General features: G+C 49.2%; 20 protein-coding genes. 12 read left to right on the top strand and 8 right to left on the bottom strand.

Going from position 1 to position 21,033, the window contains the following annotated elements:
* Nucleotides 1-13: 13 nt before the first annotated feature.
* Nucleotides 14-844, top strand: a complete 831-nt coding sequence (locus OEL83_15025; protein MDK9708354.1) for a hypothetical protein — start codon at nt 14-16, stop codon at nt 842-844.
* A 362-nt stretch (nt 845-1,206) separates the two neighbouring features.
* Here OEL83_15025 and OEL83_15020 read toward each other — a convergent pair whose 3' ends face one another.
* Nucleotides 1,207-1,479, bottom strand: coding sequence for a hypothetical protein (locus OEL83_15020; GenBank protein MDK9708353.1), 273 nt, complete (start codon nt 1,477-1,479; stop codon nt 1,207-1,209).
* 267 nt (nt 1,480-1,746) lie between these two features.
* On the opposite strand from OEL83_15020, the gene OEL83_15015 reads away from it, so the two are divergent.
* The 9 genes from OEL83_15015 (at nt 1,747) to OEL83_14975 (ending at nt 10,630) form a co-directional block, all read left to right on the top strand.
* On the top strand, nt 1,747-2,124 hold the full coding sequence (locus OEL83_15015; GenBank protein ID MDK9708352.1) for a cytochrome c biogenesis protein ResB: 378 nt from the start codon (nt 1,747-1,749) through the stop codon (nt 2,122-2,124).
* A gap of 148 nt (nt 2,125-2,272) precedes the next feature.
* Nucleotides 2,273-2,713 (top strand): hypothetical protein, encoded by a 441-nt coding sequence (locus tag OEL83_15010; protein MDK9708351.1) that lies wholly within the window; start codon nt 2,273-2,275, stop codon nt 2,711-2,713.
* Nucleotides 2,714-2,731: 18 nt separating this feature from the next.
* Entirely contained in the window at nt 2,732-3,148 is a 417-nt protein-coding gene (locus OEL83_15005) for a thioredoxin domain-containing protein (GenBank protein MDK9708350.1), read from the top strand.
* Nucleotides 3,149-3,186: 38 nt separating this feature from the next.
* The gene (locus OEL83_15000; protein MDK9708349.1) at nt 3,187-4,122 is read left to right on the top strand and encodes an ABC transporter ATP-binding protein; all 936 of its coding nucleotides are present in this window, start codon (nt 3,187-3,189) and stop codon (nt 4,120-4,122) included.
* Nucleotides 4,123-4,136: 14 nt separating this feature from the next.
* Complete coding sequence (locus tag OEL83_14995) at nt 4,137-7,046, top strand: Gldg family protein (GenBank protein MDK9708348.1); 2,910 nt, start codon at nt 4,137-4,139, stop codon at nt 7,044-7,046.
* Nucleotides 7,047-7,048: 2 nt separating this feature from the next.
* Nucleotides 7,049-8,002 carry a DUF4340 domain-containing protein gene (locus OEL83_14990; GenBank protein ID MDK9708347.1) on the top strand — a complete coding sequence of 318 codons (954 nt, stop codon included), beginning with the start codon at nt 7,049-7,051 and terminating at the stop codon, nt 8,000-8,002.
* 170 nt (nt 8,003-8,172) lie between these two features.
* Nucleotides 8,173-8,850: a response regulator transcription factor gene (locus OEL83_14985; protein ID MDK9708346.1), complete on the top strand. Its 678-nt coding sequence runs from the start codon at nt 8,173-8,175 to the stop codon at nt 8,848-8,850.
* A gap of 67 nt (nt 8,851-8,917) precedes the next feature.
* Complete coding sequence (locus tag OEL83_14980) at nt 8,918-10,234, top strand: HAMP domain-containing histidine kinase (protein ID MDK9708345.1); 1,317 nt, start codon at nt 8,918-8,920, stop codon at nt 10,232-10,234.
* Between the two features lie 120 nt (nt 10,235-10,354).
* Nucleotides 10,355-10,630, top strand: coding sequence for a zf-TFIIB domain-containing protein (locus OEL83_14975; GenBank protein ID MDK9708344.1), 276 nt, complete (start codon nt 10,355-10,357; stop codon nt 10,628-10,630).
* A 222-nt stretch (nt 10,631-10,852) separates the two neighbouring features.
* On the opposite strand, the gene OEL83_14970 is transcribed toward OEL83_14975, so the two are convergent.
* From OEL83_14970 to OEL83_14945, 6 genes are all read right to left on the bottom strand, one after another.
* Nucleotides 10,853-12,715 carry a hypothetical protein gene (locus OEL83_14970; GenBank protein MDK9708343.1) on the bottom strand — a complete coding sequence of 621 codons (1,863 nt, stop codon included), beginning with the start codon at nt 12,713-12,715 and terminating at the stop codon, nt 10,853-10,855.
* Nucleotides 12,716-12,849: 134 nt separating this feature from the next.
* Nucleotides 12,850-13,965, bottom strand: coding sequence for a serine hydrolase (locus OEL83_14965; GenBank protein MDK9708342.1), 1,116 nt, complete (start codon nt 13,963-13,965; stop codon nt 12,850-12,852).
* Nucleotides 13,966-14,552: 587 nt separating this feature from the next.
* On the bottom strand, nt 14,553-15,917 hold the full coding sequence (locus OEL83_14960; GenBank protein ID MDK9708341.1) for a hypothetical protein: 1,365 nt from the start codon (nt 15,915-15,917) through the stop codon (nt 14,553-14,555).
* A gap of 55 nt (nt 15,918-15,972) precedes the next feature.
* Nucleotides 15,973-17,037, bottom strand: coding sequence for a tetratricopeptide repeat protein (locus tag OEL83_14955; GenBank protein ID MDK9708340.1), 1,065 nt, complete (start codon nt 17,035-17,037; stop codon nt 15,973-15,975).
* 3 nt (nt 17,038-17,040) lie between these two features.
* Nucleotides 17,041-17,316 carry a hypothetical protein gene (locus OEL83_14950; protein MDK9708339.1) on the bottom strand — a complete coding sequence of 92 codons (276 nt, stop codon included), beginning with the start codon at nt 17,314-17,316 and terminating at the stop codon, nt 17,041-17,043.
* Between the two features lie 76 nt (nt 17,317-17,392).
* Nucleotides 17,393-17,863 carry a hypothetical protein gene (locus tag OEL83_14945; GenBank protein ID MDK9708338.1) on the bottom strand — a complete coding sequence of 157 codons (471 nt, stop codon included), beginning with the start codon at nt 17,861-17,863 and terminating at the stop codon, nt 17,393-17,395.
* Nucleotides 17,864-18,127: 264 nt separating this feature from the next.
* On the opposite strand from OEL83_14945, the gene OEL83_14940 reads away from it, so the two are divergent.
* Nucleotides 18,128-18,451 carry a YnfA family protein gene (locus OEL83_14940; GenBank protein ID MDK9708337.1) on the top strand — a complete coding sequence of 108 codons (324 nt, stop codon included), beginning with the start codon at nt 18,128-18,130 and terminating at the stop codon, nt 18,449-18,451.
* A gap of 255 nt (nt 18,452-18,706) precedes the next feature.
* Here the strand turns inward: OEL83_14940 and OEL83_14935 are convergent, their stop codons facing one another.
* Nucleotides 18,707-18,976: a hypothetical protein gene (locus OEL83_14935; protein MDK9708336.1), complete on the bottom strand. Its 270-nt coding sequence runs from the start codon at nt 18,974-18,976 to the stop codon at nt 18,707-18,709.
* A gap of 278 nt (nt 18,977-19,254) precedes the next feature.
* On the opposite strand from OEL83_14935, the gene OEL83_14930 reads away from it, so the two are divergent.
* The gene (locus OEL83_14930) at nt 19,255-21,033 is read left to right on the top strand and encodes an ATP-binding protein (protein MDK9708335.1); all 1,779 of its coding nucleotides are present in this window, start codon (nt 19,255-19,257) and stop codon (nt 21,031-21,033) included.

Below are 21,033 nucleotides of genomic sequence, written 5' to 3'. Positions count from 1 at the left end.
GATTATTGAAAGCATGACCACTGTTTCCCCACTTGTCTTCAATATCACCGGATTTTTATTTTTCCAGACCCTCTTCTGGTTGTTTTTGCGCGGCAGAAACGGGTCCGAATACTGGCACAAATTGGCTCGGCTGTTATTGCTCGCCGGTCTTGCCGCAGAAGCTGTGCTGGTTTTTTTTCAGCACTCGATCGCCACCGTCTTCTGTTCCTACTGTCTGGTAATTTTCGCGGTTATCGTCCTGTTGAATCTTTGTTGCGGCCTGCATCAGTTGGTTCGCGGGATGGTGATATTTATTGCCGTGCTTGCTGCTTGTTGCAGCCTTCAATTTGGCACCCCTTCAACCGGTAGGGGGACATCTCTCGACTCAGGGAGTTTGGCAATGGTGAACGGAAAAAGGGATGGGGTTAAGCTGTATCTGTTCTTTTCCGCTTCCTGCAATTATTGTGAAAAAGTGATTGAAGCCATCGGTGCCGATAACATCTGTACCGTGCGCTTTAACCCAATTGAAAAGATAGAAAAATTTGCAATTGCGGATATGGTCCGGTTTGCTGATTATGATCCTCAAGTCAACCGCACTTTGTTGCAGAGCTTATCAATCAACGAGGTTCCCGTTCTCATGGCCAAAGCTGACGATGAGACGCAGATCTTCAAAGGGGAAAAACGGATAATGGAGTATTTGCAAAAGACTTGCAGGCAAAGCAGCGACGTTGATTACAGCGGCACCTCAAACAGTCCGGCCCCCGGATACACCTTTTTACCGGGAGTGCAAAAACCGGGTGAGGATGCCTGCCCGGTGAACACCGATTGCGACACCAATGTGACGCCGATTTCCTCCGGTCAATGACAACCTTACCAACCCAAAAATTACCGAAACCTTTCATGAACATTACTTTTTTGAAAGAATCTCAATTATTATTGATCTACGCCGTTGTTCAGCTACAATAGGAATTACAAGTCTCGCAGAGAGGCACCTTTATAAAAATCTCCGGCCAGCCAGGCTACGTTGCAATATTTACTTTCAAAGCTACTTCACCCTTCAATTTTTTATCGATATTAAAGCATGGTATCCCGTTCTCACGGCAATCGATTCTGGTCCTTGCTCCTCACCGCATACTTTGTTTGTGTTGGCGTGCTCGGTTTTTCGGGGACAGCCTGGTGTTTGGACTGGAGTACCGACAAGGATAACCACCTAGAATTAGCCTCTTGCTATACGGAAATGAGTGACTCGGGGTATATTCCTTTTCCGAACTGCGTAGCCGTTGACCCTTTAAAAACAACCGAATCCACCACGTGTCTGGAGATAAACAGCCAATCGATTTTCGGCTGGAGGGCAGCCGACGATCGACTGACATCCTCGTTTTCCATCCTCCCCGACAGAAACAGCACTGCTTTCTTGCAGTTATCAGCGCTTAAAAGCTTTGCCGAAAAATCTCTCCCCACTGCTATACCTTCAAGGCCCTCCTTCTCCTTTCTAAACATCCAAAGCAAAGCCCTCCGTTCCGTCGTCCTTCTCATTTGATACCTGTCTGGGCCGTTTGATTCTGTTCGTTATCTCTTGTTTTTTCAGGCACAGTGCCGGTAAAACACGAAACCGCTTACCAAAAACGATTAACTGAAAAATCCCGTGTTACAAATACACCATATCAGCATCATGAATGATTCCATTCTCGGATTCGCCGATGGAACTGTTTTTGCCGTGTACATAACACCGGCCATGCTCTCGCAGGCAACGAAGGGCCAACTGCAATGGAACGCATAACCAAGCCGGTCCTTGGCATATTGGCGTCAAAGCGCTTTGCCGCACTTATTTTCGCACTGCTGGCAGTGACATCGGTCATAGGTATTATCATTCCCCAAGGTGAACCGGTCGCTTTTTATATCGACAAGTATGGCGAGCAGCTGACAATCCTCATAAAGATATTCGATCTCGACTGCACCTACTCCTCAATACGGCTCAAGTCACTGATTTTTTTATTAATAGTCTGTCTTACAACCTGCTCTTTGTATCGCTTGCCAGGTATATTGCGCGTGATCAAAAGAAACAAACCGGCCGCATTAATCACCAAACTCCTCTGTCATCCCAAGAGAACTCCACTTGATTCAGACACTAAAGGAGAAAAATAAAACCGAAAAACGACAATCGAACCATTGCAGTATCAATCAACGATCCGACACAACCCGTAATTGAACCGGACCTTACCGAAACGATAAGAAAACCCTTCTCTTGGACAATGGACTTGAGAGAACACTGAAACATCACTTGGAGATCACAATGAAGTATCTGAAAATTATTCTGCCCGGTGCCGCCTCGTTGCTCTTGACGACGGTGGTACCGAATTTCGCGGCAGTAACAGGCAGCGGCCAAGATAACCGCGTGGAATGGAAACCGGCAATGGAGCTGAAACTCCCGGAAAAGGCAAAAGATTTCGCCTATTCTCTGGATGGCAAGTATGCATTTGTCCTGGCCGAAAGCAACAAGGTTTTGGTTTACGACCAAAAAGGCGAGCTGCAGGGACGTATTCCGGTCGACGCCGGTGTATCGGATATTGCCATCGCCCCGTTGGGACGGCTTCTCTATCTGCTTGACAGCGAGAAGAATATTCTCTCCGCCCTGGCAGTCGATTTTATCCTTGATATCAACACTGCCGGTTCCCCGTTCAAGGGTGCCGCGGATGCGCCTGTTGCTATCGCCGTCTTTTCCGATTTTGAGTGACCCTATTGCGGCAAGTTATTGCCGCTTCTTGAGCAGGTGCTCAAACAGAACCCGACAACTGTAAAAGTCGTTTTTAAAAACCTTCCCTTGCAAAAACATGCCTTGGCCGGACCGGCAGCCATAGCTGCTTTGGCTGCCCAGGAACAAGGAAAGTTTTGGCAATACCATGACCTCCTCTTTGCCGAAACCAAACTCAGCCCTGATTCCTTCGGCAAAATCGCCAAAAAGTTGGGGCTGGACCTTGATCGATTCAATAAGGATAGGGAATCGCCAGTACTTCAAGAAAAACTTTCCAAGGATGTGATCGAGGCAAATACCCTAGGAATTAACGGGACACCGGCCGTTTTTGTGAACGGCAGAAAATTGAATGAGCGTAGTGTAGAGGAGCTGCAACGAATGATAGACGAGACGTTACAAAGCAAGAAAAAGCAATGAAACTTTTATAACAATTCACAATATATGGAGTTTAAAGAATGATCAAAGTAGACAGTATTACAAGAAAATACGGAGATATTGCGGCAGTTGACAATGTCTCGTTTGAGATATTGCCGGGAGAGATTGTCGGCCTTTTGGGACATAACGGGGCCGGCAAGACAACGATCATGAAAATGATCACCGGCTATCTCGAACCGACCAGCGGTACAATCACCGTCAATGGCCGGGACATCGGCAGCGACCGACAAGCCATTCAACAGGAAATCGGCTATCTGCCCGAGAACTGCCCGGTATATCCGGAGATGACGGTTATTGATTATCTCGACTATGCCGCAGCTCTGCACGGTTTATCCGAGGAGGCGAGGGGGCCGTTGATCGCCCTGGCTATTGTTCGAACCGAGCTGCAGGAAAAGGCGGTTCAGCCCATAGCCACCCTTTCCCGCGGCTATCGTCAGCGCACCGGGGTTGCCCAGGCGATCTTCCATAACCCGGCCATCCTCATTCTCGATGAGCCGACCAATGGCCTCGACCCGACGCAGATACAGCATATGCGGGCATTGATTACCATGTTGGCGCAAAACTCGACGATCATTATCTCTACCCACATCCTCCAAGAGGTCCAGGCGATCTGCGACCGGGTTATTATCTTAAAGGATGGAAAAAAGGCCCTTGATACCCGCCTCGACACCCTCAACGATAAGGGTCAACTGGTAATCTCCCTGGATGCACAAGAGGAAGAGGCACTCACCTTTCTGCGGAATTTTGCCTGTGTGAGATCAGCCGTCCCAGTACCTCCGGGTAACCAGTTCGACCACGGCCATACCTTCGCCCTGACCCTCGAAAGCGCGGAAAATCGCCATGAAACAGCGGCATTTCTAGCCCGCGCCGTTCATGACCGGGGCTGGCGCCTCTATTCCATGGGATTTGAATCGCGGAATCTTGAAACAGTCTTCGCCGAAATCAGCGAGCGATAGGGAGGATGGAAACCATGAAGACAATTTTTCGTATCGCCAGAAAGGAATTCGATGCGTTTTTCAGCTCGCCGATCGCCATCATTTTCATTGGTGTTTTTCTTGCGGTGACGCTGTTCATCTTCTTTTGGGTGGAGACTTTTTTTGCCAACAATATCACAGAAGTTCGGCCGCTTTTCAGGTGGATGCCGATTCTCCTCATTTTTCTTACCGCGGCGATAACCATGCGGCTGTGGGCCGAGGAGCGGCGGGCTGGAACCCTGGAATTTTTGCTCACCTCGCCGGTGCCCCCGTATTCGCTGGTGTTTGGTAAATTCCTGGCCTGCCTCGGCCTGGTTGCGGTTTCACTGGTGTTGACCCTGCCCCTGCCGATCACCGTCAGCTTCATGGGTCCGCTTGACTGGGGGCCGGTCTTTGGCGGGTATCTGGCAACTCTGTTTCTTGCCGCAGCGTATATTGCCATCGGTCTTTTCATCAGCGCCAACTCCGTCAATCAGATCGTCAGCCTGATCACTACCGTACTGGTCTGTTCGCTTTTTTATCTGATCGGTTCCGAAACCCTGATTTCTTTTTTCGGCAACCGCGGTTCGGAACTGCTGCAGCTGCTCGGCTCCGGTTCCCGGTTTAATTCCATCACCCGCGGTGTTATTGATCTGCGTGATCTTTATTATTATCTGAGCATTACCGGGATCTTTCTCAGCCTCAATATTTACGGCCTGGAGAAAATCCGCTGGGCGGATAATCCGGCGAATGGCCATCATCGCCGCTGGCAACTGGTCTGCGGTCTGGTTATCGCCAACTTCATGATTGCCAATTTCTGGCTGGCGCCGATCGGCGTTCTTCGTACCGACATGACCAAAGGCAATATCTACTCCATCTCCGAATCGACGAGAAACTACCTGGGGCAGCTGAAGGAACCCCTGCTCATTCGCGGCTATTTTTCCGCCCAGACCCATCCCCTTCTTGCCCCTCTGGTGCCGCGTATCCGTGATTTGCTGCAGGAGTTTGCGGTCGCCGGAGGCGGTAAGGTTCGCGTCGAGTTCATCGATCCCCTGGAGCATCCCGACTTGGAACAGGAGGCAGGACAGAAGTTCGGCATTCGACCGGTACCCTTCCAAACGGCGAGTAAGTATCAGTCAGCGGTGACCAACTCGTATTTTGATATCCTCATTCAGTATGGCGATCAGTTCGAGACCCTTGGTTTTCGCGAGCTGATTGAGGTGAAAGTGGCAAGTGAAAAGGATCTCGATGTCGAGCTTCGCAATCCCGAATATGATATCACCAGGGCCATAAAGAAGGTACTGTACGGTTATCAGAGCGGCGGCGATCTCTTTGCCGGTATCGGTAAAGAAATTCAGTTTACCGGCTACATGTCACCGAACCAGAAGCTGCCTGAGGAACTGGTTTCGCTTAAAAAGGAACTGCAGACAATTCTTGCGGAGATGGAAAAAGAAGGCGGCAAGCTCTTCTCCAGCAGCTTTCTCGATCCCGATGCCGAGAATGGCACGGTTGCCAAAAAGATCGGCAAGGAGTACGGCTTCAGGCCGATGGCCGTAAGCCTCCTGGATCAACGTTCGTTCTGGTACTACATGACCCTGACCAGCGGTGACCAGGTTGTCGAGATTCCGGTACCGGAAGATCTCGCCAAGGAGAGTCTCAAGCGGGCGATTGAAGCGGGCCTCAAACGGTTCGCAGCCGGGTTCTCGAAAACGGTGGCGCTACAAACCCCAAAGGCTATGCCGCCGATGCCGCAATACGGCATGCCGGGACGAGGGATGCAGTTTGATCAACTGAAAGACGTGCTGAGCAAGGAACATCAAGTCACTCCAACCGACTTGACAGCCGGCCAAGTGCCCTCAGAGGCCGATCTGTTGATGGTTGTTGCGCCGGAAGCCGTCAACGAAAAACAGCTTTTCGCAATCGATCAGTTTCTCATGCAGGGCGGCACGGTGATTATTGCCAGCTCGCCGTTCAATGTCGGCTTGGATCGTCAACTCGAAGTCGAGAAGAAGAAGTCCGGTCTTGAAGACTGGTTGAACTTTCAAGGCATAACCATCGGCGAAGAGATGGTCCTTGATCCGCAGAACAGCGCCTTTCCCGTTCCGGTTCAACGGCAGGTTTCCGGGTTTACCGTGCAGGAAACGAAACTGGTTAATTATCCCTATTTTGTCGATATCAGGCCGGATGCCATGAACCAGGAAAGCGGCCTGATGGCCGGGCTGACGCAACTCACCATGAACTGGGCCTCGCCGATAACCGTCAATATCGAAAAGAATAAGGACCGAAAGGTTGTCGAACTGCTGAAAAGCTCGGTCAAGAGTTGGGGTTCTGCCGATACCAAGATTCAACCGAACTTCCGGGCCTACGGGGAAGCAGGTTTTGCCGTTGGCACGGCTTCGGGCAAGAAGCTGCTCGGGGTGGCGGTTGAAGGCAACTTCACTTCCTATTTTAGCGGCAAACAGTCGCCCCTCCTGACTGAACCGCAACAGCCGACAGTCGAAACGCAACCCGCCCCGGCGAAGAAACCCAGCGTGGAAAAAGCCAAGCAGATCATCGCCCGACAACTCGACAAATCTCCCGAGAGTGCCAGGATCATTCTCTTTTCTTCGAACACCTTCCTCAGTGATATCATGTTGGGAATCGGTTCAAGCGTCATGCGGACCAGCAGTCTCGGTCCAGTGCAGCTGATGGCCAACGCCGTGGACTGGTCCCTTGAGGATCGAGGGCTGCTGTCGATTCGCGGCAGAAGTCATTTCGCCAGACCGCTGTTGCCGATGACGAAGGACCTGCAGCTGCTTTTTGAATATGTCAATTACGGGCTGGCCATGTTCGGCTTGATCGTCATCTGGCTTATCAAAAAAATGATCGGCAAGAGGACGAGACAACGGCATGTAGCTCTGCTTCGCCAGAGTATGGGGAGGATATAATTATGCAGAAAATGATTTCAATAACAGCGACCTTGCTTGTCATTCAAATAGGCTTGGCAGTGGTTTTCTATAAGGGCGAGACAGGACAAAAGACCACGGCACCCGACGCCCCCTTTCTTGGGATGAAGTCCGAACAGGTGTCCGCCTTTGAGATTTCCGGGCCGCAAAAAGAGCGTTTAGTCGTGGATAAAATCGGGGCCGAGTGGATTATCAAAAATTCCTTTGGCGCTCCGGCCAATGGCGAACAGGTAAAAACTTTTATAACCAAGCTTTCCGAGCTGAAAAAAGGCTTTGCCGTCGCCACTACCGCAGGAGCAGCCAAACGCTTCAAGGTCGCCGATGATCAGTTCGAGCGCCATGTGGTTCTGCGGGAAAAAGAGCAAATCGTCGGCGAGTTCTATGTCGGCACATCTCCAGGTTTTCGTCAGATCCACGTCAGGAAAGCCGGCACTGAGGAGGTCCTCGCCGTTGCTCTCAGCACTTTTGAGCTGGAAACCGGTGTTGAATCATGGCTCGATAAGAATCTCTTCCAAATCAAAAAAGAGGATATGGCATCGATCTCTTTCCCCGGTTTTGTCCTGGAGAAAAAGGCCGATACCTGGCAGTTGCAAGGACTGGAATCGGGTTGGAAAACCGATGAAAAAAACGTGGCCGATCTGCTGAATAAGGTTGCCGATTTAACGATCCAAACGGTCATGAATCCACAGGAAACCACACCGCTTTTTGCAAAGGCTCCAGCTTTCAAATATTCCGTCACCCGGAGAGATGGGACAACCGCCGAGTTCAGTTTCGTCAAGCCGGAAGGGAATTTTTATGTATTGAAGCAATCCGAACGTGAAACCTATGGCAAGGTGAATTCGCTCCAGGTGGAAGGCCTTCAAAAAATCTCCAGAGATGCGCTCCTGCAAAAAGAAACAACCGAAAAACCGGAGGGGACGGATACGAACACCAAGTAAATGGTGGGTGCGCAACCACTTTTTCTCCTTCGATAAAGTGGTTGCGTTGCCATGTTCGGCGCATTGGTGATGAAGATTGGAGAATCAACCTGTCTTTTCCGATCGGCAAGTGCTATGAATGCTGATAATGAACGAATGATATCTCTACGTCAGAGGAGGGCCGATGATCTATGAAAGTACTAATAGTTGAAGACGACCGGCAGATATCGGATTTCATCAGCAAAGGCCTCATCCAGGCAAATTTTGCTGTGGATCAAGCCGAAGACGGAGATACCGGGCTCTACCTCGCCAGACAAAATCACTATGACGTAGCTATTGTCGATTTGATGCTGCCCATACTCGATGGTTTGAGTTTGATCGAATCTCTGCGTAAGGAAAAAATTAATACACCCGTTTTGATTTTAAGCGCCAAACGAAGTGTCGACGACCGTATAATCGGCTTGGAAAAAGGGGGCGACGATTATCTGGTTAAGCCTTTTATCTTTGGAGAATTGCTGGCACGCGTGCATGCCCTGATCCGCCGTACCAGCGGTATCTTAGAGCCCATCAGCCTGTCGTATGCCGATCTGACCATGGACTTATTGAAAAGGGATGTAGTACGCTCCGGCGAGGTTATCGAGTTGCAGCCCCGAGAATTCGCCCTGCTGGAATATTTGCTGCGCAATGCCGAGCGGGTGCTGTCTAAGACCCTGATTCTTGAGCGTATATGGGATTACCGCTTCGATCCTCAGACCAACGTCATCGATGTTCTGGTCTCACGCCTGCGAAGTAAAATCGATCGGGATTTTCCCACAAAACTCATTCATACCATCCGCGGCATCGGTTATGTCCTTAAAACATCTCCTTAAATCGGCAAAAAGCATCAAGTTCAAATTGACCCTGCTGTATTCAGGGCTTTTTCTTATCAGCTCCCTTTTGCTGTTTGCCGCCATTTATGCCTCCATCGCTTCGACCTTGACGCGTCATGATCGTGAAATGCAGTTGACGGAACTGAGGGAACTGGCGGCCGAATATTCCAGCAATGGTTTGCCGGCCATCGAAAAGATGCTTGAGGTGAAGCGCAAATTTCATCGACAACACCCATTTCTCGTACGTATCGCCGATGCGGGAAATCGTACCGTCGATATATATTTGCCTGCACCGTGGACAGAGTTCAACACTAATAAATTGGAAGAATTAGTCCCCGAGACGCAACCGCGCTGGCTTACTCTCCCGGCCATAGGTGGAGATCACTCTCTCGACCTGGCCTCCATTCGCCTTAATAACGGTTACTGGTTGCAGGTGGGGATGAGCAGTGAAGAAAAGGATAAAAATTTGCTTCGCCTTCGCGCAACATTTGGGATCGTGCTCGGTCCGATGGTGCTGCTCGGCTTCATCTGTGGCTGGATACTTGCTTACAATGTGCTACGTCCCCTGCGTAATCTGCTTTTCGCGGTAAAATCGGTGCAAACCGGCAATATGGATGCCCATGTACCGGTGCGCGGCGCAGGTGATGAATTGGATGAATTAGCCATTCACTTCAACAAGATGTTGCAGAAAATCGCGGCGGTGTTGCAGGCTATGAAGGACTGTGTGGACAATGTCGCCCATGATCTCCGAACTCCGGTGACTCGGTTGCGCAATCTGGCTGAAAATGCCCTGCAGTCACCCGACAACGCAGCCAGCCAACATGCGGCCCTTGCTTCCTGCGCCGAAGAGTCCGAACGTATTAACATTATGCTCAACATCTTACTGGATATCTCGGAGGCCGAATCGGGAGTAATGCAGCTCGATTATCAAAATATCGAAATCTACCGCTTGGTGCAAAACATCGTCGATGCCTATGGCCTGATAGCTGATGACAAGTCTATCCAAATCCAGATAAACGGTGACCACCTGCTGCAGGCCATGATAGATCCGAACCGGATGAGTCAGGCCCTGGCGAATTTGCTTGATAATGCCATAAAATATACCCCTGCCGGTGGTAAGGTGGACATCGATTTTTATAGCGAAAAGGAGCAAGCAATTATTTGTATTAAAGATGACGGGATAGGCATCGACTCCGAAGAATTGCCGCTGATCTGGGATCGCCTTTATCGCGGCAAACAAAATCGGAATCAAAGAGGGCTTGGCCTTGGTTTAAGTCAGGTGAAGGCTATCGTTCTGGCCCACCACGGCAGCATTGATGTTGCCAGTGAGTTCGGCAAGGGATCTGTGTTTAAAATTTCCCTTCCCGTAACAAATTGTTTATGAGGCGTCAGGAAAGAACTTGGCTATTTCAAAACATTTCCTTACGGCTCCTTGTATCGTTCCGAGAGTTTCTTTGGCCCCAAATTTAATCTTTAAAAAAATGTATACAGGAGACAGAGTCTAATGAAATGCCCAACATGTATCACAACCGACTTATTAATGACAGACAGGCAAGGCGTCGAAATTGACTACTGTCCACAATGCCGAGGCGTTTGGCTTGACAAAGGTGAGTTGGACAAAATTATCGAACGTTGTTCTTTTGCACCACCAAAAGCACCTGAACAGCAGTATCGTGCGCCGGAACCACAGTACCGACAACCTGAGCATCATCAATCAAAACATGGGCATGAAAACCCTTTCAAGAGGAAATCTTCACTTAAGGACTTTTTTGATTTTTAAACTGCTACTGCGTCAGGGTGGGTTGAAACTGGTAAATTGAATTACTGGTTTGTGACTCAAGGTGGAGCATTCCTGCAATGCTACCAGAAATAGAAATGCTCCGGCTTTTCTCTTGAAAGCCTTTATAATGGGCTTACCGCAAATTAGCGGCAAGCCTTTTTTATCCCTGTCTCAAACTTGATCCAACCGTGATCCCTTGCATCCCGGCCGTAAGATCTGTGCCTAATATCCACCACCGTACGCAAAAGGATTATAATCATCTGCCACCATAATGATCCATGCTGTTGCGCAAGTGCTGGGAATCGGATTGGCATACCACCCAAAGGGAATCAAATACCGTTTGCTCGCGTAGATATAGGGCCGAGTTTGCCCGATGGGCAGTAATTGGAGGTAATTCTGCGGCTGGTCAGGGAACGGAACCGTTGCATAGGTATCAACTCGCATTTTCTTTATTGCCTCCAGCATCGATTGCTCCTCCAATTTGAGGGTTTCCAGAAACCGCTTCGCCTCCAAATACTGTGAAGATTCAGGCGGAATTGTTTGATAATAGGCTCTCAGGCTGCGCAGCATGATGATTGCACCTGCGGTCCATTCAGTGGAGAGGATACCTTGTCGGTAATTGCCGCTCGTATCAATGCCGTTGCCATCCTGATCCGAGAAACCAACGCCCCAAAGCGTTTTGCCTATACCATACCCACCCCATTGTTTTACCTGTTGCCAGTTTTGATAGGCGGCACCAAAGCCAAACCATGAGTCGATTTGCAGAGGCCCGAGGGCAATGATGCCCCAGGTATTGACATCTACCGCTTTTGTTTGAAGGTTCGGTATCCACTTAATAGTACTGCTCGGGTCATCGGCACGGCCTCCTTGGACAAACTCACCATTCTGCCAGGCCGAATTCTTAAAGAAAGAGAGAAGGCCCGAGGTGGTACGATTTTTATTGAGCACACCGCCGTTGATCATCGCACTACCCAGTTGTAATGCCTCGTTAATCGTCACCTTATCGTTGGCATTTAAATTTTTTTCATGTATTACCGACGCCTGCAGGGTAGCGCGTAGTACTTTTAAACCCGCATACAAGGACAAATTGTTTTCAACCGCCACTTCATAGGGATCGACCAACTGGTCCCCCTGATTGATTACCGTTTCTGCTGGGGCAAAGTACACACCTCCCGATGGAGATTGCATCGCCGCAAAGGTCGGCAATATTTCCAGGGCGCTTTGCACGGCGGGATCGTGCAACGGGACAAAGGCAGATTTCTGATCGATGACGTAATGGATATAAGCGGCTTGCAGCGGTCCCAATAAAAAGGCCCAGGCATTTTCGCCGGTGATCGGCTTCCAGTCACTCCAAGAGACCTTGCCGAGTTGATATTCAGGATTTTGCGTCGGCAAACCTTCGGTTGTAATATAATCAGCATATGAGGTTCCCATAAAGGGGTCAGTCGACAACCAATTCTTGGGCAGCATGCGAAAGGCGTAAGACTGTTTGTGATCGGTGATGACCTCTTGATTATAGGTAAAGAGCTTGCCTGCAGTCACGGCGCGGTTTTCTCCAGCAATAATATTGCTGGAATTACCGTTGTAGCCGTCTCTCAGCAGGTGATTTTGATTGCTGACTAGAGCATAGGTGTCCTGATTGTGCGGTACGGGAAATCGATTGATAACCTGGCCTAGCATTACGGCAATTTGCCAGGTAGCAGCATCGTAGATGTTGGTGCCGTTATGGATGTTGATACGTTCGGTTTGTAGATCGCCTGCAGGCAATTTTTGTGGTGTCAGCGAATAGGTTCGCGGATTGTAGATATCAGTAATAATGCAGGTATTCCCTGGCAATCGACACACATACGCCCCCCAATATTCTGCACTATCGGTAAAACTGAGTGGAAGTCGCCGACCTTGGAGTTTTCCGGCTGTGGCCGTGTAGAGGATGCCGTCAGATTTATCCCGGTCGCTGATGAGAAATCGATAGCTCGATTCCAAGTCAGAGTCGCGAAGTTGAGCCTGCACCAAGGGTGTCACGACCAGCATCGACAAGAAGACGGTGTTGATCGTCCAAATCCTTTTGATGCCGACCTTAAACATAGGCATATGATGAAAGGGCATTGACAAGGAAATGACCCACTTGTCGCAACATTTACAATGAAGAATACGAGTCGTGTACCTCCGGCTTTGCCGGTGGCACACGACAAGCGACCGTTTGTCGTTGATTTATTAAACTAACAATTTGCTTTATTGAGGTGTCTATGTTTTTTTCCTGCTGCAATTTTCTGACCGGAAGTTACTGACTTGAACCCGACTCGGCTCGGATTGCAACCATTCATCTGCATAGCAACGGTTTGTATGGACTGCTTGCGGGAGGTGTAGATGTTCTCCATCCACTGTTTGATCCGGTTTGCATCGCCAACACGAGTCAGCGCGCCTGCTGAATCAAGAAGAACGATGATCACGGGTTTTTCAGCAAGACGCGCCTGCATCACAAGACACTTTCCTGCTTCACTAATATAACCTGTCTTGGAAACCCCCACATCCCAAGCCGGACTCCTCACCAGGGGATTGGTATTGCGATATGCCAGATCCTGACCATCAACCTCAACTTTTGCCTCTGCAGTAGTCGTAAGCTCCCGAATGAGTTGATACTTGTGAGCTGCAGCAACCATCTTGGCCAAGTCAATTGCAGTTGAAACATTGTTGCTGGTAAGGCCGGTCGGATCTTCAAAGCGGGTATTCAACATGCCGAGTTCCTTCGCCTTACTATTCATCGCCGACAAAAAAACGCGCATCCCACCTGGATAATGGCACGCTAGTGCATTAGCTGCTCTGTTCTCCGAAGACATCAGTGCCAAAAGCAGGGCAGTTTTGCGGGAAATGACAGAACCGACAGGCAAACGAGAGCGGCTTCCACGTAAATAATCCACATCGTCATCAGTGATCACAATCGGTGCGTCCAAGATTGGCGAGCTATCCAACACCACCATCGCGGTCATCAGTTTGGTAATAGAGGCAATCGGCACAATCTGGTTGGCATTTTTCTGGAAAAGCGCATCACCACCAGTGTGTTGCTCAATGACTAGCGCCGCCCCTGACTGAACAGATAGTTTGCCGGGGTACCGAACAGATTCCGAAGAAATTGGTGTGGCAATTTTGGCTATTCTGGCTGTCTTTTGCTTCTTCGTATTCATTGCGGTTGACTTGTTCGCAGCAGGTTTCACCGCGTTCTTTCGCGCAACAGATTTATTGACAATGTGTCTTTCGGTAGCACGCACATCACCGAAGAATGAACATCCGCCCCCCATCACAAAAATAATCAACGCAACTTTCAATCCGATATTCATTTGTGTTCCCAGCAGGTGATAGGTGACACGAAACCGCTTTCCTCATGGGTGATTATACAGCTTTCCAATAAAGCGCCACCTGGTAACGTGCATCACAAGCTACTCCATCAAGGCACTTTTCGCAATTACTTGAATTGGTCCAAAGAAATGGCATTTTTGTAGCGACGCCTGCGGTAAAGAATACGAATTTGAAAGAGCATGGGGCACACAGCTGGGTAGGAAAAACTTGGTAAAGCCGGGACAACCGAAAATGAGCGGCTGAATACGCATCGGAAAGATTCCTGAGCTGAGCCTGGGTTGGAAGATTGGAGTATCGGAATCGAGTTTCAATTCTTACAGAATATTACTTTGCAGCCCGACCTGACTGACTCCCGAAGGAGCCAGCCAGACTTTAAACACTGTCGAGCCTTTTGCAAAATGCTCTTTTCGTCCAACCTCTGCGTTATGCTCAAAATTTTATCCTCGAAATATTAGCCATATGCCTGGGGAAAATTTCTCGCATGCCTTGATTTTGAACGAAAATCCTCATTCTTCAAAATGCTCTGTTATTAGGTAATAGTATGGATATTTGCAAGAAATAAGCAAGGTTAACGATGACCGCCGCCACTACCGCCGCCACTACCGCCGCCGTCTCCACCATGACCGCCACCGCTGCCACCGCTGCCACCGCTACCACTACCACCGCCATCACCACCATGGCCACCACCACTACCACCGCTGCCACGGCCGTCACTACTATGACCGCTATCTCCGACGCCGTCCTTACCGTGACCGCCACTCGAACTACCGCCGCTTCCCATGCCATTACTTAAACCAACGGCACCGGACATCATGCCGGTGCTGCCACTGTCATGCATGGCGGACTGCGTACCTGCCACATGACCCTGATCTTTTCCCAAACCCGGATTTCTGGCACTAGCCTCCGCGATATCCTCTGATTTGAACCCCATCATGGAACTCGTGGCGCCACTATCCACCTGCCCGCTGCCCACTTTACCCTGGTGCGTTTCACCCTTTGCATCAGAGTCGGTCAAGTGACCGCTGCCCACTTTACCTTGGTGCGTTTCACCCTTTGCATCGGTGTCGGCCAAGTGACCGCTGCCCACTTTACCCTGGTGCGTTTCACCCTTTGCATCAGAGTCGGTCAAGTGACCGCTGCCCACTTTACCTTGGTGCGTTTCACTTTTTGCATCGGTGTCAGCCAAGTGACCGCTGCCCACTTTACCTTGGTGCGTTTCACCTTTTGCCTCGGTGCCGACCAAGTGACCGCTGCCCACTTTACCTTGGTGCGTTTCACCTTTTGCCTCGGTGCCGACCAAGTGACCACTGCCCACTTTACCCTGGTGCGTTTCACCCTTTGCATCGGTGTCAGCCAAGTGACCGCTGCCCACTTTACCTTGGTGCGTTTCACCTTTTGCCTCGGTGCCGACCAAGTGACCACTGCCCACTTTACCCTGGTGCGTTTCACCCTTTGCATCAATGTTGGTCAGATGGCTATTTCCTGTTTTCTTTTGGCCGTCTTGCGCCATCTTCCCTGTTCTAGCCTGCACCCCCAGTTCAGTAGCGACGTCGGACCAGGAAACTCCGGCTTTATGCATATCGCCGATCTCTTTTTCCGATACCCCCGTTGCTTTCGATAGCATCCCGGTATACTGATGTTCGGCGCTATCAAGAGCCGCTTTGCTCGACATCATCTGGCCTTGATTGTCGGATTTTTTCACCTTTCCCATTTGGGCCTCAGCTTCAATGAGGTTGGCAAGAGCCGCCTGCAGCGACGGATCAGTCGAGTTTGCATCTCGTTTCGCCATACTTGCGGCCTGTTCTGCCTTGGCGGCATTCGAATAACTTGCTTGCGTCCGTTGGTTTTCCTGTGCCCCGGCTAATACCGGCAGGCACATCCCCGTGACAGCAAGGGTTAACATCACATTTTTAAGGTACCGCTTCGTTTTCATGTTTTTTCCTCTCATTGTAACTTAATAGTCAAGACAGGTGCTGAACCTAGTTAACTCAAGCCTCTTTCCAGTCCGTAAGGAAGAACCTAACCGATTGGTCTTTAGCATATGCCTTGCCTCCGTGAATGTCCTTTTCCGGCACGCCAAACCAACTTATCTTGATACGATCCGCAGCGATGGCAGGAACAAGTTCAAGCAAGGTCGTTTTGACCGCCAATGCTCTTTGCCGTGCGAGTTCAGTATCTTTATTTGCGTAAACAACAACCTGGAGCGTCCCTTTATTAAGGTTGGCAAGGATGGCCCCGACCAGACGCAAGGAGGAAATTGAAGAGATATCGACGCTATTCCCCGATGGTGAATACTTAATCTCGGTAAGAGTTATGGTCCGCCTGCCGAAAAAGTGGTTTTCATAAGAAAAATCCCCGAGCGTATTGAGACGATCGGTTGCCTTCTGCGCATATCGTCCGGCAGGGTACCATTTCAGATATTTCAGCCATGCCGCTTTCGCCGAAGTATCCTTTCCTTCGAGGTCCAAACTCAGCGCTCTGTTATAGAGAGCCGTCGCATTCGTCGGCTCTTCCTTCAGCACTGCATCGTAGGCTTTGATCGCCTGCCTGAATTCCCAGTTCTGTAAGCGCAGGTGCCCCAAGTAGAGATTCGCCAGCAGATAGTTACTGTCGATTTTCAAGGTTCGTTCATACTGTACCCTTTCAGCATTGACATCTCCCAGTTTGCCATGGGCGACACCAAGCCAGAATTGATAATCTGCGTTCCCTGAATCAAGGACGGCTGCCTTTTTGAAATACGGTAAAGACTCCGACTCCTTGCCCTGAGCAAGAAGAAAACGGCCCAAATAATATTGAGACACATGATCGTCCGGATTTTTCCTGACAGTCTCTTTAAAGGTTGTTTCCGCCTCACTGTATTCCCCGGTTTTCAAATATCGATCGCCTTTGGTTGTGTTAAGGATGTCGGCAAATCCGCATCCCGAAACAATGGTTGCTAGGAAAACCAGCACCATAAGTTTCCTGTACATCATATTAGTTACCTCAATGAGTTTAAAACGATACGAAGCGTGTGTGTCTATACCTTGTATTGTTAGTCCGGCATCAAATTCCAAAAATCACAAGCCATCATGGCGCTCTTGTTGGAGAACACTCCGGATCTTCCGATAGTCTTCCAGGCTGATAGTGCCGTTGGCTAGCCGTAGGTCGAGAATTGCAAGAGAATCTTTGACATCGTGGTTTTTCGGAGGTGTTGACGAGAAAAATCGGGTCAGCTTATACAGCAAGAAAATCAGGACGAAAAAGATAATCAGATTGATGCCGAGGCCGGTAACCCAATGACTTGAAAACCATTGTCCGTAGCCGCTGCAACATCCATCTCCATGAAACCACATTGTTATTACCTGTTTGAAAATTACGGTGATTCCAGCCGTAAAAAGATTTTTCCACGGCTGGAATGCATACGATCACTTAGCGGCAGCAGCCCATATAGGAATTGTTCATGTGTCCTTCCATGGAACCGTTTATATGTGGTTCCTGCCCATTATGGCCATTGCCATTCATGGCCATATGATGGCCTCCCCCGGAACCCATCACCTGATCGGCGTAGGTACCTGCGACATTTCGCAATTCGTCCTGTGTTTTGCTGATGTTTTCAGCCAAGGATCTAATACGCTTGGAGTCAGGATTTGTTCCCGCCATAAGAGCATTAAACTCCGCCTGGTCTGCGGCAAGAGTCGTCCGGAGAGGAGCGGTTTTCTCATAAAAATCCTGCTGATTGGGTGGATTGATAGTAGTGCCTGTTTCTTTGTTTACGGCATAAGCACTGGTTGAGAGCAGCACAGCCAAGACAATGATTCCGGTGAGTGAGGTAATTTTCTTCATACTGAATGACTCCTTGTTTAAAAAAATCGGATTGTTTGCCCAGGCCACAGCAATCATTTTTCTGCAGTCCATGGTGTTGTACAGCTTATGGCAATTGCTATGCCAGATTATTTTGTTTATATATCACTTGAATATTATTGTATATTTTTCTCATTGTTTCATTTTTCGAATAAAATTCACTTGCGCGCCATATAGAGCAATGCTTAATTATTGCACATACACGACTGCTAATGATTAATTTTTAGACACAACGTATCGTATGGCTATGTCGTACAGAGTCGCTGGAAAATTATTCTGAAAATATGCCATTTCGTGACGCCGATGCTGAAAACCACATTGCTCTTCATCGCCACAGCTTTGGCAGAAATCATCGGCTGCTTCCTGCCCTATTTGTGGTTGCGTAAGGGCGGGACTCTTTGGTTGCTGTTGCCTGCTGCCGTAAGCCTTGTTCTGTTTGTTTGGTTGCTGAGCCTGCATCCTGTTGCCAGCGGTCGGGTGTATGCGGCCTACGGCGGGGTCTATGTGACAACAGCCCTAGTCTGGCTGCGAATGGTTGATGGAGTTGAGTTATCTACTTATGATTGGATTGGTGCAGGTGTCACCTTGCTTGGTATGGCGATTATCGTGGTGGGATGGCGCTCGTAAAGGTTTGCTCGCAATTTTCCCATCCATTGTTCGTGCAGGGGCTCTTCTGAGGGCGTGGGGATAATTGGGGTACCTGTGGAATGCTCGAAGATAAAATAAACCATTGTCGCGAAAGATTGTTCTTTCACGGCAATGGCATATTTGAAAGGCTTTTATAGTTAGTACCTTAGAAATTCATTCTTGTTTTTTAAGAATGAATTTTGTGAAGGTACTTGTGCTCCCTTGTGGGGTGTTAGGTTGAAAGTTTACAAGATCTCAATGATGTCTGCCTCTTGACCTGCTGCTTTGATGCCCACCTCTACTGCTACTGCCCCCGTGATTTCCTCCGTTACTACGTGAACGGTATCCGTATTCAGAATAAGAATCATCCTCCATAGCATTGGTTGAAGTGAAATCTGCGCTCATAAAACCCTGCTGTGTCGCTTGGTTTGATGGATTGGCTGTTCCTGGGGTCGCAGCATAGGCATCAAAAGTAATGATGGCGACTAAGGCAATGATTCCGGTAACTGAAAGAATTTTTTTCATGCTAAATTACTCCTTTTGAAATTTACACTCATGCTCCTGCGGCAACCGATTCGTCGCAGACACTTTTTATATGAACGTGCTTCAGCAATCTCTGTACCACTGTGAGTGGTAATTCGTATTATCTTGTAATTGTAGTAAAAGTTATTTCAACAGAGCAAAATTTGCCGAAATTTCCTTGTGTGGCTCCAAGGCATTGGTTAAAAACTGGACATTTGTTGCTTGCGGTGATTAGTTTTTAGACCTTACGATCGAATAGACCTTCGAACAGAGGAGTGGGTATGGTTTCAGAATGGTTGGCAGGTAGAAAAGTGTATGCACCCTCATGGATGATCATTGGCATCAGTCTGGTGCTCATGGCTGTGGTTATTTTTATGGGAGTCGCCAATTACAACCGGGAAAAAATCCATATGGGCGTAATTCTCAGGGAAAAAGGCGCTGCTCTGATTTGGTCTTTTGAAGCGGGAGCGCAGGCCGGAATGGCGGGAGTGTTCGGCAGCGATGCCCGCTTGCAAACCCTTTTGGAGAAAACTGCGTCCCGGCATGATATCTCCTATATTGCCCTGGTTGACCGAAACGGGGTGATACTCGCGCACAATGATAAAAAAATGATCGGCAAATCAGTAGAAGCTTTTGCCGTTAACGACTCGTTTGCGCCAAAAGACGCTCTCCAATGGCGAACGGTAGCGGGAAAAGACCAGCAAAGGCTTTTCGAGGTGTTTAAAAATTTTCTGCCGACAACCCATCATGAAGAAACCATGGAGGAGGTGCGGACCGAACATGAAATGTCATGTTCTCGAGAGTGGTTAAAAGACATCCCCGAAGACCGGATATTGGACATGACTCACCGGCCAACGGTCATCGTCGGCATGGATATCCAACCCTTCGACGAGGTTATGGTTAAAGATATTCGCAACAGTTTGATCTCTGCGGGGCTGGTCTTTCTTCTCGCCCTGGGCGGAGTGATTTCACTCTTCTGGGCGCAAACCTATTTGAATTCCCGCAAGCTGCTCCAGGATATCCGGGCCTTCGCCTCGGAAATTGTCAGGAACCTGCCGGTGGGAATCCTGGTGGTAAGTAAGGATAACAAGATCAGATATATTAACAGTGTGGCTTGCTCCCTTTTGGCGGTTCGTCCGGAGACGGCTGAAGGAGCTCCGGCTCGGTCCATTCTACCGATAATCGTGTTGGAATTACGCACAAGCATCAGTCGGGAAAAATCCGTCGTGGAGAAAGAATTGAACCTGACTGGTCCGGAAAGTACCAGAATTCCGGTGAATGTCAGTACGACCAACATCGTCGGCGAAGACGGTCAATACATCGGTTACATGTTTGTCCTGAAAGATTTATCGGAACTGCGTCTATTGGAATTAAAGATTCGCCAGCGGGAAAAGCTGGCGGCCATAGGCGACCTTGCCGCCGGTATCGCCCATGAAGTCAGGAACCCGTTAAGTTCGATCAAAGGGTACGTGACATATTCCGGCAGTCTTTTTCCTAAGGACAGTGAAAATCGGAGAACAGCTGAAATTACCGCAGAAGAGGTGGACCGGGTGAATCGGGTGATTTCCGAACTGCTTGAATTCGCCCGCCCGTCGGATCTCAAGTTAAAAACAACGGATATAGTAAAACTGATCGAACATGCAACGGGTATTGTTGCCCAGGAAGCTGCCTTTGCCGGGGTTACCATGGTGAAACAATTCGGCCATAACCCGCCGCCTGTGATGATCGATCCCGACCGGATAACCCAGGTAATTCTCAACCTCCTGATCAATGCCGTCCAGGCTATGGAAAAGGGCGGCCAGCTTACTGTCGAAACACGCCGGGAGAACGAATCGATTGTCATCGACATCTCGGATACCGGACCAGGGATTTCTCCCAAAGATCAGAGCAATGTGTTCAACCCGTATTTTACCACCAAAAAAAAGGGCACCGGATTGGGCTTGGCCATCGTCCATAAAATTGTAGAAGACCATGGCGGGTCAATTCGCATTCACAGCGAAGAAGGCCACGGAACACGTGTTTCGATGAGATTACCATTTCATCCTCACCAGGAAACTTGA

It is taken from the genome of Desulforhopalus sp. (assembly GCA_030247675.1).
Classification (GTDB): Bacteria; Desulfobacterota; Desulfobulbia; order Desulfobulbales; family Desulfocapsaceae; genus Desulforhopalus_A.
The sequence above is the reverse complement of the archived record's forward strand: the minus strand, read 5'-3'. Positions and strand labels throughout refer to the sequence as shown.